At 66.5% G+C, this 13,939-nt stretch carries 12 protein-coding genes and 1 pseudogene; 5 read left to right on the top strand and 8 right to left on the bottom strand.

Annotated features, from left to right (window positions below; genetic code table 11):
- Nucleotides 1-109 precede the first annotated feature (109 nt).
- On the top strand, nucleotides 110-769 hold the full coding sequence (locus VGG53_RS22500; RefSeq protein WP_331520346.1) for an FABP family protein: 660 nt from the start codon (nucleotides 110-112) through the stop codon (nucleotides 767-769).
- A gap of 276 nt (nucleotides 770-1,045) precedes the next feature.
- Here VGG53_RS22500 and VGG53_RS22505 read toward each other — a convergent pair whose 3' ends face one another.
- On the bottom strand, nucleotides 1,046-1,915 hold the full coding sequence (locus tag VGG53_RS22505; protein ID WP_331520347.1) for an aminodeoxychorismate lyase: 870 nt from the start codon (nucleotides 1,913-1,915) through the stop codon (nucleotides 1,046-1,048).
- A gap of 224 nt (nucleotides 1,916-2,139) precedes the next feature.
- Here VGG53_RS22505 and VGG53_RS22510 point away from each other — a divergent pair, with 224 nt between their 5' ends.
- On the top strand, nucleotides 2,140-3,231 hold the full coding sequence (locus tag VGG53_RS22510) for a folate-binding protein YgfZ (protein ID WP_331520333.1): 1,092 nt from the start codon (nucleotides 2,140-2,142) through the stop codon (nucleotides 3,229-3,231).
- A 134-nt stretch (nucleotides 3,232-3,365) separates the two neighbouring features.
- Nucleotides 3,366-3,533, top strand: coding sequence for a DUF3073 domain-containing protein (locus tag VGG53_RS22515; RefSeq protein WP_331520334.1), 168 nt, complete (start codon nucleotides 3,366-3,368; stop codon nucleotides 3,531-3,533).
- Between the two features lie 36 nt (nucleotides 3,534-3,569).
- On the opposite strand, the gene purM is transcribed toward VGG53_RS22515, so the two are convergent.
- From purM to VGG53_RS22530, 3 genes are all read right to left on the bottom strand, one after another.
- Nucleotides 3,570-4,652 carry a phosphoribosylformylglycinamidine cyclo-ligase gene (purM, locus tag VGG53_RS22520; RefSeq protein WP_331520335.1) on the bottom strand — a complete coding sequence of 361 codons (1,083 nt, stop codon included), beginning with the start codon at nucleotides 4,650-4,652 and terminating at the stop codon, nucleotides 3,570-3,572.
- A 66-nt stretch (nucleotides 4,653-4,718) separates the two neighbouring features.
- Nucleotides 4,719-6,272, bottom strand: a complete 1,554-nt coding sequence (gene purF, locus VGG53_RS22525) for an amidophosphoribosyltransferase (protein ID WP_331520336.1) — start codon at nucleotides 6,270-6,272, stop codon at nucleotides 4,719-4,721.
- A gap of 169 nt (nucleotides 6,273-6,441) precedes the next feature.
- Nucleotides 6,442-8,022, bottom strand: coding sequence for an NAD(P)/FAD-dependent oxidoreductase (locus VGG53_RS22530; RefSeq protein ID WP_331520337.1), 1,581 nt, complete (start codon nucleotides 8,020-8,022; stop codon nucleotides 6,442-6,444).
- A gap of 121 nt (nucleotides 8,023-8,143) precedes the next feature.
- Between VGG53_RS22530 and VGG53_RS22535 the strand changes: the two genes are divergently transcribed.
- Nucleotides 8,144-8,743 (top strand): TetR/AcrR family transcriptional regulator, encoded by a 600-nt coding sequence (locus VGG53_RS22535; RefSeq protein WP_331520338.1) that lies wholly within the window; start codon nucleotides 8,144-8,146, stop codon nucleotides 8,741-8,743.
- On the opposite strand, the gene VGG53_RS22540 is transcribed toward VGG53_RS22535, so the two are convergent.
- Genes VGG53_RS22540 through VGG53_RS22555 form a run of 4 tightly spaced genes read right to left on the bottom strand, consistent with a single transcriptional unit; the run spans nucleotide 8,740 to nucleotide 13,580 of the window.
- A complete protein-coding gene (locus VGG53_RS22540; RefSeq protein ID WP_331520339.1) occupies nucleotides 8,740-9,132 on the bottom strand; it encodes a sterol carrier family protein in 393 nt (130 codons plus the stop codon). The genes VGG53_RS22535 and VGG53_RS22540 overlap by 4 nt on opposite strands.
- A gap of 34 nt (nucleotides 9,133-9,166) precedes the next feature.
- Nucleotides 9,167-10,912 carry an alpha/beta hydrolase gene (locus VGG53_RS22545; protein WP_331520340.1) on the bottom strand — a complete coding sequence of 582 codons (1,746 nt, stop codon included), beginning with the start codon at nucleotides 10,910-10,912 and terminating at the stop codon, nucleotides 9,167-9,169.
- Nucleotides 10,909-13,179: a phosphoribosylformylglycinamidine synthase subunit PurL gene (gene purL, locus VGG53_RS22550; protein WP_414689034.1), complete on the bottom strand. Its 2,271-nt coding sequence runs from the start codon at nucleotides 13,177-13,179 to the stop codon at nucleotides 10,909-10,911. The genes VGG53_RS22545 and purL overlap by 4 nt, the downstream gene beginning before the upstream one ends.
- A 50-nt stretch (nucleotides 13,180-13,229) precedes the next feature.
- Nucleotides 13,230-13,580, bottom strand: a complete 351-nt coding sequence (locus tag VGG53_RS22555) for a VOC family protein (RefSeq protein ID WP_331520342.1) — start codon at nucleotides 13,578-13,580, stop codon at nucleotides 13,230-13,232.
- A 156-nt stretch (nucleotides 13,581-13,736) separates the two neighbouring features.
- Between VGG53_RS22555 and VGG53_RS22560 the strand changes: the two are divergent.
- Nucleotides 13,737-13,939 (top strand): annotated as a pseudogene (locus VGG53_RS22560) (nuclear transport factor 2 family protein); the annotation flags it as partial.

Below are 13,939 nucleotides of genomic sequence, written 5' to 3' on the forward strand. Positions count from 1 at the left end.
GAACTAGACTCGTCGCTGTGGTTCTGTTCTTTGAGATCATGCTCGTCGCGTCCGTCGTGCTCATTTCCTGGTTCGCGTTGTACACGCTGTATCGGCTGATCACCGACGAATCGTGACCGCCGGCGATGATGCAGAGCGCAGCGAATCCGCGGATCGTGCGGTGGCTGCAGCGGCTGAGCGCGCCAAGGTGACCGCGGCCCGCAATGTCCCGGTCTTCAGCGACTTGCCGGTCCCCGCGGATACAGCGAATCTGCGCGAAGGTGCCAATCTGAACGATGCCCTGCTGGCGTTGCTCCCGCTGGTCGGCGTGTGGCGCGGTGAAGGCGAGGGCCGCGGGAGCGATGGCGACTACCGGTTCGGGCAGCAGATCGTGGTCTCCCACGACGGTGGTGACTATCTGAATTGGGAATCCCGGTCCTGGCGGGTCACCGACACCGGCGATTACCAGGCGCCCGACCTGCGCGAAACCGGTTACTGGCGCTTCGTGAACGAACCCGATGACCCGTCTGAGTCGCAGGCTATCGAGCTGTTGCTGGCGCATTCCGCCGGTTATGTCGAGCTGTTCTATGGGCGCCCGCTCAACCAGTCGTCGTGGGAACTGGCCACCGACGCGTTGGCTCGCAGCCGATCGGGGGTGCTGGTCGGTGGAGCCAAGCGACTCTACGGCATCGTCGAGGGTGGCGATCTGGCTTACGTCGAAGAGCGGGTGGATGCCGACGGCGGGCTGGTGCCGCATCTGTCGGCGCGGCTCGCGCGGTTCGCCGGATGATGACGCGCCCATAGCGGTTGCCGCAGAAGGTTTTTGAGGCGACGGGGATGACCCCTGAAAATGGGCGACCCCCGAGCCGTAGTTCCAGGTTGGACGGACCGGGGCTCGGGGGCCGGGTGACTGCGGGGAATTCGCCAGCGCGCGCGGGTGATTCCTCGCCTGGTGCAGCTAGCGGGCAGCCACCTCACATGTCCAATAAGCTATCAATTTCTCGGACCACCTCCTTCCCTGTGTACTGGCGAAGGTACCCGTCCAACGACACGCAGACAACCGAATTCAGCGATCGCTGACGATCGCGGCGTCGACGAGTTCTGCGATTTCCGCCGCCATCGGCGCGCTCGGCAATGCCCGGCCGTCGAGGGTGTGCACGCGGGCAGCCAGCGTCATGCTCGAGACCAACCAAATCCCCTGCGCGGCAAACAGATCAGCGACTCGCAGGGCGCGGTAGTCGCAGTCGTAGCCCTTGGCGCGAGCAACACCGAACAATGCCTGCTGGGTGGTACCGCGCAGGATCGGATACCACGGCGGCGGGGTCAACAGGCACACGTTGTCACCGGTTCCCTCACCAGCGGTGGCGATCACCACGGTCGAGCGCGGACCTTCCAGCACGTAGCCGTCCGAGCTGACGAAGATGACGTCGCCGGCGCCGTGCCGGTCCGCATGCCGCAGCGCGGCCATGTTGATTGCATACGACAGCGTCTTGGCGCCGGCCAGCAGCCAGGGCATCGCCTCGACACCGGTCGACGGCAGCTCACGGGGCAAGGTCACGGCGGCCAGCCCGTCGCGTCGGACGGTGGCGATCCGGTCGGCGACCGGATTCACCGTGACGTACGCGGTTGGCGCCGAACCGCGTTCCCGCCCGCGGCTGTAGACCAGCCGCATCGCCCCTTCGCCGACGGTGTTGATCGCCCACTGCCGGGTGGCCAGCCCGATCGCGTACCGCCATGCCGACAGGTCGGGCTTCGGCAGGTCGAGAAGCTTCGCCGAGTGGCTCAGCCGGCCCATATGCGCGTCGACCAAACAGGCGATGCCATCGCGGACCAGGAGTGTTTCGAATACACCGTCGCCCCGCACCGCAGCAAGGTCGTCGGCGAACAGCAGCGGGGTCCCCGGCGGGTGCGCTTCGCCGTCGAGCGTCACAATCACACCCGGGTCGCCAGTCATGGACCAGAAGCCTAGTGGCGATCGCAAGAGCGGCGAAGCCGGTCGCAGCGGGTCGCCACCAACGACACAGTGGCGATCGCAAGAGCGGCGAAGCCGGTCGCAGCGGGTCGCCACCAACGACACAGTGGCGATCGCAAGAGCGGCGAAGCCGGTCGCAGCGGGTCGCCACCAAAAGACCGACGGCGTCAGGCCCGTAGAGTTGACGCATGTCCGCTGTTCCCGCCCCTGAAACCGGCCCAGACGTCGGCGCGATCTGGCACTACGGTGATCCGCTGGGTGAGCAGCGTGCGGCCGAAACCGGTGCCGTCCTGGTGGATCGGTCGCATCGCGGTGTGTTGACACTGACCGGATCCGACCGGCAGACCTGGCTAAACAGCATCTCGACGCAGTACGTCAGCGAACTTCCGGACGGCGCGAGCACGCAGAACCTCAGCCTCGACGGGCAGGGGCGTGTCGAAGACCACTGGGTCCAGACCGAACTCGGCGGCGTCAGCTATCTCGACACCGAGCCGTGGCGCAGCGGGCCGCTGCTGGACTACCTGAAAAAGATGGTGTTCTGGTCGAAGGTGACTCCTGCCCCGGCCGATCTGGCGGTGCTGTCGCTGCTGGGACCGCAGCTGGGTGAACCGGCAGTGCTCGACGCGCTCGGACTGGACGCGTTGCCCGCCGAGTTGACCGCAGTGCCGATCGATGGCGGTTTCGTGCGCCGTATGACGGAGGCCAACCCAGGCCAGGTTGAGCTCGATGTGCTGGTCGACCGCAACCGGTCCGCGGATCTGCAGCCCTGGTTGACCAACGCCGGCGTGCGCCCGGCGGGAGTCTGGACCTACGAGGCCCACCGGGTGGCGGCGGTGCGCCCGCGGCTCGGCGTCGACACCGACGAACGCACCATCCCGCACGAAGTGGGCTGGATCGGCGGCCCGGGGCAGGGAGCGGTCCACCTCGACAAGGGCTGCTACCGCGGCCAGGAAACCGTCGCCCGAGTGCATAACCTGGGTAAACCGCCGCGGATGCTGGTGCTGCTGCACCTGGACGGGTCGGTCGACCGGCCCGCTACCGACGACCCGGTGCTGGCCGGCGGCCGAGCGGTGGGCCGGCTGGGAACCGTCGTCGAACACGTCGATCTGGGCCCGATCGCCTTGGCGTTGCTCAAGCGCGCCATACCCGCGGACACCGCGCTGAGCACCGGCGGTGACGCCGATATCGCGGCGATGATCGACGCCGGATCGCTACCGGCCGCAGGCGGGCCGGGCGCGGGTCGGGTGGCCGTGGAGCGGTTGCGGGGAAGCACCCGATGACGGTCGTTGACGGCTGCGGGGCGCGACAGCGCGCGGCCACCGGGCACGGTAAACTGTCGGCAGGACAATAAAGACAAAAGATCGGAGCCGCCTACTTGTTGGGCCGCTCCGTTATTGCGCGAGGGGGTCCCCCCATGGGCCGTGGCCGGGCTAAGGCGAAGCAGACGAAGGTTGCTCGAGACCTTAAGTACAGCTCACCACAGACCGATTTCGATCGGCTGCAGCGCGAGCTGTCCGGGTCGGAGACCGACGATGCTGACCAGTCGGACGGCGACGACCCCTGGAGCGATCAGCGCCGCTGAGGCCTCCCGCGGCTCGCCTGAACGGCGAGCAGAAATCTAGAACCTTGGATGCTGCCCGACGAGTTTTGCTCGCGGACCGCCTTTCCCGGCCTTGTTGATCGTGCCCAGCACCCAGCAGTTCAAATGCCGGGCCGTCAAAATCGCCAGCGCACGGTCGGTGTCCTCGGGCGACACGACGGCGATCATGCCAACGCCCATGTTGAAGGTCTTTTCCATCTCGGCGCGGGAGACCCGACCACGCTGGGCGATCATCGCGAAGACCGGCGCCGGCGTCCAGGTACCCCGGTCCACCTCGGCCACCAGCCCATACGGCATGACGCGTTCCAGGTTGCCGGCCAGCCCGCCCCCGGTCACGTGGCAGAACGTCCGGACCTGGGTTTCGGCGGCCAGCGCCAGGCAGTCCTTGGCGTAGATGATCGTCGGCTCCAGCAACTCTTCACCGAGCGTGCGGCCGAACTCCTCGACGTAACCGGCGAGGTTGCCCCGGTCGATCTCCAGTAAGACCTTGCGGGCCAGCGAGTATCCATTGGAGTGCAACCCCGAGGACCCCATCGCGATGATGACGTCGCCCGGCTTGACCCGCTCGGGCCCGAGCACGTCATCGGCCTCGACCACGCCGACGCCGGTTGCCGAGATGTCGTAGTGGTCCGGCTCGATCAGGCCGGGATGCTCGGCGGTCTCCCCGCCGAGCAGCGCACAACCCGCGCGCATGCAACCGTCGGCGATACCGCCGACGATCGCGTTGAGCCGTTCCGGCACGATGCGGCCAAGCGCGATGTAGTCCAGCAGGAACAGCGGCTCGGCGCCGCAGACCACCAGGTCGTCGACCACCATCGCCACCAGGTCCAGACCGACGGTGTCGTGCTTGTCCATCGCTTGAGCGACGGCCAGCTTGGTGCCCACCCCGTCGCTGGACGCCGCCAGCAACGGCTCGCGGTAATCGGTGCGCAGCGCGAAGAGTCCGGCGAACCCGCCCAGCTTGCTGAGCACCTCGGGCCTGGTGGCTTTCGACGCCAGCGGCTTGAACAATTCGACGGCGCGGTCACCCGCTTGGATATCGACTCCGGCCGATGCATATGTCACGCCCGGGGCGGCCGGGTCTTTTCCGCGGTCGGTCATCGCGATAAAGGCTACCGGTCGATGTCCGGCGCGGGTATCTCCCACTCGTGCGACGGCACTGTGAGGCTAGGGATGCCGAAGCACGGCGGCCTGCTCTGCCTCCGGCGACATCTGGTGGCCCACAATGTCTGGCTGCCCGGCGCCTCGCGCGGCGTTGGCAAGCATCTGCTCGATGACGTTCTTGCCGAGCGCGGTCTCGCTGGGCAGTTCGATCGGGTACCTGCCGTCGAAGCAGGCCGAGCACAGCCGCGACGTCGGTTGTTCGGTGGCCGCGACCAGACCCCGCAGCGAGATGTACCCCAGCGTGTCGGCGTTGATCGCATGCCGCACCGCTTCGAGCATCTCGTCTTCGTCTTCGACGGCGTTGGCGATCAACTCGGCCGGCGACGGAAAGTCGATGCCGTAGAAGCACGGCCACTTCACCGGCGGCGACGCGATCCGCACATGCACTTCGACCGCGCCGGCCTCCCGCAGCATCCTGACCAGAGCGCGCTGGGTGTTGCCTCGCACGATCGAGTCGTCGACGACGATGAGCCGCTTGCCGCGGATGACTTCCTTGAGCGGGTTGAGCTTCAACCGGATGCCGAGCTGACGGATGGTCTGCGACGGCTGAATGAATGTGCGCCCGACGTAGGCGTTCTTCATCAGACCCTGGCCGTAGGGGATGCCGGATTCCTGCGCATAGCCGACGGCGGCCGGGATACCGGATTCCGGGACGCCGATCACCAGGTCGGCATCGATCGGGCTTTCGCGGGCCAGTCGGCGGCCGATTTCGAGCCGGGCGCCGTGCACCGATCGGCCCGCGATCGTGCTGTCCGGGCGCGCCAGGTAGACGTATTCGAAGATGCAGCCCTTGGGTTCGGGATTGGCGAAGCGGGTCGACCGGACGCCGTCGGCGTCGATCGCCAGCAGCTCTCCCGGCTCGATGTCGCGGACGAACGAGGCGCCGACGATGTCCAGGGCCGCGGTTTCGGAGGCGACCACCCAGCCGCGGTCCAGTCGTCCCAGACACAACGGGCGCACACCGAACGGGTCACGGGCGGCGTAGAGGGTGTTCTCGTCCATGAACGTCAAGCAGAATGCGCCGCGCACCGTCGGCAGCAATTCCAGCGCCGCCTGCTCCAGGCTGGAATCGGCGGCGCCGTGGGCCAACAACGCGCCCAGGATGTCGGAGTCGGTGTTGGCCGCGCCGGGGACCTTGGTATTGACTAGGCCGGCCTTGCGGGCGCGCGAGACGAGTTCGGCACTGTTTACCAGATTGCCGTTGTGCCCCAACGCAACTCCAGTGCCGGCCGCGGTATTGCGGAACACCGGCTGGGCGTTCTCCCAGGTGGTCTGGCCGCTGGTGGAGTACCGGCAGTGCCCGACCGCGACGTGGCCTTCCATTGCCGTCAATGTCTGCTCGTCGAAGACTTGACTGACCAGGCCGAGATCCTTGAACACCAGCACTTGCGATCCGTCTGCGACGGCGATGCCGGCGGCTTCCTGGCCGCGGTGTTGCAGCGCGTAGAGGCCGTAGTAGGTCATCTTGGCGACTTCTTCGCCCGGGGCCCATACCCCGAACACGCCGCATTCTTCGCCGGGCGGGTTCTCGTCGGGTACTGGCTCTTGGACGGTCACGGTGCGGCGGCTCCCAGACGGGCGGATGGTGACCTGGTGAAGTCTACGGAAACGACAGGCATGTCACCGAATCGGTTCGGCGTGTTGCGCCACTCGGCGACCGCTTTTCCTGGCCTTTCGTTCCCACCTGTGTTACCAGTCACACATGCCACAGGGTTCACTCGTTGGCTTAGCGGAGCGCAAGCCCAGACGCGAGATCGTCGAGCACTTGGTAGGCGGCGTTGTAGCCGGGAGTGAAGGTGATACCCGGGCCGCCGTGACATCCGGCGCTTGCCAGATACAGCCCATCGACCGGGACCGGCAGGTCGATAAAGCCCTTGGGTCCCGGCCGGTGTTGTCCCATCAAGTCCGGATGCAGCAGGCCGTGGCAGAAATCGCCGGACGGGGCGCCGAACATCGTCTGCATGTGATAGGGCGCGAAGGTGATATGCCGGATGACGATGTCGCGGAAGTTGGGCGCATAGCGGGCGATCTTGTCGATAACCCGTTGCGCCATCTCGTTTTTCAAACGCCCGTGCTGGTCGCGACTGGCTTCGACAGGGAACGCATAGGCGAATGCGCTTGCGGCATGCTTGCCGGGCGGTGCCAGGCCGGGATCCGTACAGGACGGAATCTGCATTCCCAGCGACGGATTGTCCGGCAGCAAGCCGCGGGTGCACATCTCCCACTGGTGTTGCTGTTCCTCGGGTGAGCCGAAGATGCCGATGGACTGCTGCATGCCGGGCTCGTTGAGCAGCTCGTAGGGCGGCGCGAATCGCGGCAGGTCATCGAGAGCGAAATGGAGCTGGACAAACGCCGCACGATGGTCACGACCGCTTATCCGCGCGGTCAAGTCGGGGGGTAGATGTTCCGCGCCGACGAGGTCGATGAGCGTGAGGTCAGGCGCGAGGTTGGACACCACCACTGGTGCACTGATCGTCGATTCGTCGCGCAGTCGTACGCCGGTGACGTGATCGTTCTCTACCAGGATCTTCTCGGCTTTGGTCCGGAATCGGATCTCGCCGCCGCGGGAGACGAAGAGGGAATCCAGGTGCTGGGTGAGCGCTCCGATACCGCCGGCGAGCTTGGTCATCATCGCGGTGCTTTCGTCGGGCACCGCCAGCGCAAAGGCCAGGCAAGTGGCGCTGCCCGGAGTGTAGGGGCCGCGATAGGTGGAGTTCACCGCCAGAAACGCCAGCATCCCGCGCAGGATTGCGTGTTTCTCCTTGTCCGGCAGGTAGCGGTCGATGGCGTCCATCGCCGAACCGAACAGCATCTGATGGATGGCAGCGCGTTCGCCTTCGTTGGCCGCGCAGGTATACATCTCGTCGAGCGTCTTGGGTGGCGTGCGCACCTCGAATCGGCCCAGCGCCTTCGCGGGCCCTTGGCTCCAGGCGATCAATTCGGCCATGCCCGTGATCGCGTCGCCGCCGTGCTTCTCGCCGAGATGCGTCATCAGCTGCATCGGATCGCGGTAGAAGATCATCGGCTCCTCGCCGGACTCACCGATATTGACCGACATCACCTCCGTGTCGACGGTCGGAAGAGCGTCCAGGCCAAGCTCTTTGGTGATCTGGGGGGCGGTGGGAAACTGCACCGATCCCGCGATTTCGTAGCGAAACCCGTCGATGAGCTCGACCGTCGCGGCCATTCCACCGCTGTAGGCGTTGGCCTCCAGGCACAACGTGCGCAGACCGGCGCCCTGCAGGATGGCCGCCGCCGTCAGGCCGTTGTGCCCGGCGCCGACAACGATCGCGTCATAGTCAGTCATGCCTCGAATCCCTTCCGCCGACCGCTCCCGGCCGCGCACCCAGCAGAATATGTCAGTACTGACATAATAGGAAGATGTCGGGACTGACATGTTCGGACAATCCGGGATAGCATCTGGCGCGATGGCCGAGCCGACCAACCTGCATGAGCTGCGCCGCAGATCGACGCATGAGGCGCTGCGCCGGGTCGCGCTGGCCAAGTTCGCCAGCGAGGGCTTTGCCCATGTGACGGTGACGCAGCTCGCCGCCGAAGCCGGCGTCACGGAGCGGACTTTCTTTCGGCACTTTCCCAGCAAGGAAGCTGTCCTGTTCCAGGATTACGACACCCACCTGGAATGGCTGGCCGAAGCGTTGGTGCACCGGCCCGCGTCGGAGTCGTTGTTCGATGCCGTGTTGGCCAGCGTCGAAAGCTTCCCGCACGATCTGGAAGTGGTTCGACAGGCCGCGATCGCCCGCTCGACGTTGATCTCCGCTGACCGCGTCGCCGCGCATCTACGCGTGGTGCAGTCATCGTTCGCCGAGGTGCTGACCGGCTTCATCAAGGCCCGTTACCCCGGAGTCCCCAACCTCGACCTCGTCGCCGAGGTCGCGGGAGCCACCCTGGCGGCGGCGCTTGTGGTGGCGGTGCAGAAGTGGGGCGACGACGGCTGCAGCGCCGACTTGGGTGAAATCGTCGCCGCCAGTGTCGATCTGGTGCGTTCCGGACTTGCGCCGCTGACCTAATCGGCCAGCCGCACCAGCGGTAGCCAGGTCTGGATCTCATCGGCTCGCGCGCCGGAGAGATGCAGCGCCCCGGTGGCGCTGGCGTCCGTCAACCTCAGCAGTCCGGTGGCCAGCAGCAGCCACGTTCGCGGATCGGCCTCGACGACATTAGGTGGCGTGCCCCGGGTATGCCTCGGCCCGGGGATACATTGCACCGCTACAAACGGCGGAATGCGGACCTCGACGCTGGCGCCCGGCGCCTGCGCAGCCAAGGTACGTGCGGTGAGTCGAACCACCGCCGCCAGATCTGTACGGCTGGGAGCCGGGCGGGTGTCGTCGCGTAACCAGTCCTCGACAGCGCGGACCGCCTCGCGGGTCTGTACCGGGTCGGGTTGATGACGTGCGGCCATAGCTCAGATTCTCAGCGAAACTCGTTGTGCTGCATCAGCTTTTAGGCACGCTATCGCCGCCGGAGTTCTTCAGCGCCGCACGGATGCGCTCGGTGTCGGCCGCAGTCCAGCCATCCGGCGGAGCCACGGCGACCCAACCATCGAGGATGTCGTTGCTGTAATTGTGGCCGTGCCCGCCGGGCACGCCTTCGGCGTCGGTGAGGTCGGCGCTGACCTGCCAGAAGGTGACCACCGGATTCCAGTGCATCGACGCGCTGCGGTCTCGGCCGCGTGGCTCGATGAGCCAGTCGGGCTGTGTGAACAGCAGATCGGGGGACCACCAGACGACCGGATCGGATGGGTGCTGCAAAAACAGCACGCGAGTACCGTCCCACGGCAGCCCCGCGACTCGGCTGACGTCCGCGGAATCGATGGCGTCGGAGAACCGCACGGTTCGCCCGCTGTCGTACCGCGGCTGTACTTCGGTGGAGCCCGGATCGCGCCGCACGATCAACGCATGCCACAACGGGCTCTCTTGCGGCGGGCCGACCCAGAGCACCGCGTCGAAGCCCATCCCGCGTATGTCGGGCAGCCACCGGAACGCGGCCTGGCCGGCCATCGAACCCAGGCTCTCGCCATAGAGCACCAACTTGGGCCGGTGGTCTGGCGGCAATTGCGCCCAGCGGTCGTGGACGGCGTTGATCAACATCCGGCCGGAGTCCATGGACTTCTGCCGGTCGGCAAGAAACGAAATCCAGCTCGGCAGAAAGGAATACTGCATACCGACGATCGCTGTGTCGCCGTTGTACATCATTTCCAGCGAACTCGCGGCCGCCGGGTCGACCCAACCGGTGCCGGTGGTCGGCGCGATCACCACGATCTTGCGGCTGAATGCGCCGGTACGAACGAGCTCATTGACGAGTACCTGCAGCCGGCCCTGGTCGTCGGGAGCGGTGTGCAGCCCGGCGTACACCCGGATCGGCTCCTTGGCCGCCCTGCCGTTCAGCTTGCCCAGTTCGGCTGCGCGCGGCCCGGTGCCGACGAACGCGCGGCCTTGGTATCCCAGAGTTTCCCATGCCGCCAATGATGTTGGACTGCCGGACCTTTCGGCGAGTCGAGGTTGCGATACGCCGGCCGGGGTTTCGCTGTCCTGCGGCTGGAAGACCGCGTTGGCGCCGGCGAAGAAGCCACGTACCAGGACGCCGTCGATCAACATCACCAGCAAGGCCACGACGATGGCGGTGCCGATGAACAACGCCACCTCGTCATGCACGTGCCAGCGCCTGATCAGCATTCGGGCGAGCAGCTTGACGGCATCGATGATGACCCGGAACGCGGACACCAGCAGCGCGCCGACGAACACCGCGACGGCCAGCGTGCGCAGATACCCGTAGGTGGTCGGCCCCTCGATGCCCATCAGCGCGGAAACCTGCCGCTGCCACGACGCAGCAGGGATCAGCATCAGCACACACGCCGCCGGCGCGAGCACCACCACGGCCGCCTTCATCGCGAACGCCACTCGCGCCGGAGGCGGCCACCAGCGGGCGTTTCGCAACACGACGCGGTAGACGGTCTTGCCGATCAGCACGCCCAGGCCGTAGCCGAATGCAGCGTTGACACCGCCAATCAGCCCTTGAAACAACCAATCTCGCGGCATCAGCGACGGCGTCAGCGACAAGCAGAAGAACAAGGAGCCGAACGCGACCCCGACGAATTTCAGCCGCAGCAGGCTCCACGCCCAGACCACTAGCGGATGCCGCCCGCGAGGCTCGGCCGCCACGGAAACCGGCTCGGCGCTCATCGCAACAGAGCGGCCAGCACTCCTTCAGACGTGCCGCGCAACTCCGCCAGTGAAACCGTGAACAACCCCTGGACCTCTACCGCGTCCGACGCTTGGTCGACGACACCGATACGGGTGGCCGGTAAGCCTCGCGCCTCGCACATCGAGGCCAAGCGGCTCTCTTCGGTGCGGGGCACGGCCACCAGCGCCCGGCCGGCCGATTCGGAGAACAACATGACGAATGGATCGATGCCCTCGGGAAGCACGATGCGGCAACCTGTTTCGCCGGCAAGCGCGGATTCGATCACCGCCTGCGCCAGGCCGCCTTCGGACAAGTCGTGAGCCGCAGACACCAACCCGTCGCGGGACGCCGCACTCAGCACGTCGGCCAACAGTCGCTCGCGGGCCAGGTCCACCGCCGGCGGCAGCCCACCCAGATGATCGGCGGTGACCTGCGCCCAGATCGAACCGTCGAGCTCGTCGCGGGTGTCGCCGAGCAGGATCAGCGTCTCGCCCGGCTCAGTGCCCATACCCGTCGGGATGCGGCGAGTGACGTCATCGAGCACACCCAAGACACCCACCACCGGGGTGGGCATGATCGCCGTCGTACCGGTCTGATTGTAGAAGCTGACGTTGCCACCGGTCACCGGAATGCCCAGTGCCGCACAGCCGTCCGCCAAACCGTGGACCGCTTGCGAGAACTGCCACATCACCCCCGGATCCTCCGGTGAGCCGAAGTTGAGGCAGTTGGTCACCGCGACCGGAGTCGCGCCGGTGACGGCGACGTTGCGGTAGGCCTCGGCCAGCGCAAGCTGGGCGCCGACGTAGGGGTCCAGCATGGTGTAGCGGCCCGACGCGTCGGTCGACACCGCGATACCGCGACCGGTGGACTCGTCGACGCGCAGCACACCGCCGTCGGCGTGCTCGGCCAGCACGGTGTTGCCGCGCACGTAGCGATCATACTGCTCGGTGATGAACGATCGGCTGCACAGGTGCGGACTGCCAACCAGCGCAAGCAAAGTCGCGCGCAGCTCGTCGCCGGTGACCGGCCGCGGCAGGCCGCTGGAATGATCGGCGTTGAGCGCATCCTGCGACGCGGGGCGGGCGACGGGACGTTGGTACACCGGCCCCTCGTGGGCCACGGTGCGCGGCGGCACGTCGACGACCGTCTCACCGTGCCACGTGATTTGCAGCCGGTCACCGTCGGTGACCTCGCCGATCGTGCTGGCCAGTACTTCCCATTTGCGGCACACCGCCATGAACGCTTCCACGTTCTCCGGCGCGACCACCGCACACATGCGTTCTTGAGACTCGCTGGACAGGATTTCGGCGGGGCTCATGTCCTTGGCCCGCAACGGCACGGTGTCCAGTTCGATCGCCATCCCGCCGTCGCCGGCCGATGCGAGTTCCGATGTGGCACACGACAAACCGGCTCCGCCGAGGTCTTGGATCCCGATCACCAGCCCGGCGGAGTACAGCTCGAGGCAGCATTCGATGAGCACCTTCTCGGTGAACGGGTCGCCGACCTGCACCGAGGGTAATTTTTTGCGGCCCGAACCCGACTCGTCGCCGCCGAAGGTTTCCGACGCCAGCACCGATACACCGCCGATGCCGTCGAGTCCGGTCCGCGCGCCGAACAAGATGATCTTGTTGCCGGCGCCCGAAGCGAAGGCCAGATGGAGGTCTTCCTTGCGCAGCACCCCGACGCACAACGCATTCACCAACGGGTTGCCCGCGTAGCACGCGTCGAAAACAGTTTCGCCGCCGATATTGGGCAGGCCCAGCGAGTTGCCGTAGCCGCCGATGCCGCGCACCACGCCGTCGAGCACCCGGCGCGTATCCGCGGCGTCCGCGGCACCGAACCGCAGCTGGTCCATCACCGCGACCGGCCGAGCACCCATCGCCATGATGTCGCGGACGATGCCGCCGACGCCGGTGGCCGCGCCCTGGTAGGGCTCGACATAGGACGGATGGTTGTGCGACTCGACTTTGAAGGTGACCGCCCAGCCGTCGCCGATGTCGACGACGCCGGCGTTCTCGCCGATGCCGGCCAGCATGCCGGCCCGCATTTCGTCGGTGGTGGTCTCGCCGAAGTACCGCAGGTGCACCTTGGACGACTTGTAGGAGCAGTGTTCGCTCCACATCACCGAGTACATGGCCAGCTCGGCGTCGGTCGGCCGGCGCCCCAGGATGTCGCGGATCCGCTGGTATTCGTCGTCTTTGAGGCCGAGTTCGCGGAAGGGTTGCGGCTGGTCGGGGGTGGCCAAGGCCCGCTCGACGGTATCGATCGCGTGAGTGAGCCCAGACGTCACGGCAACAGTCTAGGTTGGCGCGGCGATTAGCCCGTGCCGGCCACGCAGAAGGCGTTGCCGGCCGGGTCGGCAAGCACCACCCAGCGGAAGCTATCCCCGATGCTGTGCCGTTCGACCTCGGTAGCACCGGCGGACTTGAGCCGGCTTACCTCGGCCTCGACATCGGCGGCGCCGAAATCCAGGTGTACCCGGTTCTTGCCGGGTGTCGGATCGGCGACCTTCTGGAAACCCAGCCGCGGGCCCTCCGGCCGAACGACCGCGATGAATTCTCCCGGGATCAATTCCTGCGTCTCACCTTCGAACTGCTGCGCCCACCACTCCGCAAGCGTCATGGGGTCGGCGCAGTCGAACGTGACCATCTCCACGTTGAGTGCCATACTCGCGACCTTAGTCCGGCGACGATGCGAGCCCATCGGGCCGCTGAGGAGTCGGACACATCAGACCTAGTCCCATGGCGATGACCTCCGAGGTAATTGTGCGACCTTAACCCACCGGAAAGACTTGCAATGAACCGCTCATCACTAGGAGGAACCATGACCGAAACCCAAACCGCCTCTCCCACAACGACTCCGAAGTTCAGCGCCGAGCTCTTTGCGGCGTTCTGGGCGGCGCCCGACATGTCGCGCGGGATGGACATTCTGGCCGACGACATCGTCGGCTACTGGCCCGGTGACACCGAGCCCGTCCGAGGCGTAGCGGCATACACCAAGAAGATCGCCGACCTGCTGGCCGCCGC

Origin of the sequence: Mycobacterium sp. (assembly GCF_036490025.1) — a bacterium.
Classification (GTDB): domain Bacteria; phylum Actinomycetota; class Actinomycetes; order Mycobacteriales; family Mycobacteriaceae; genus Mycobacterium.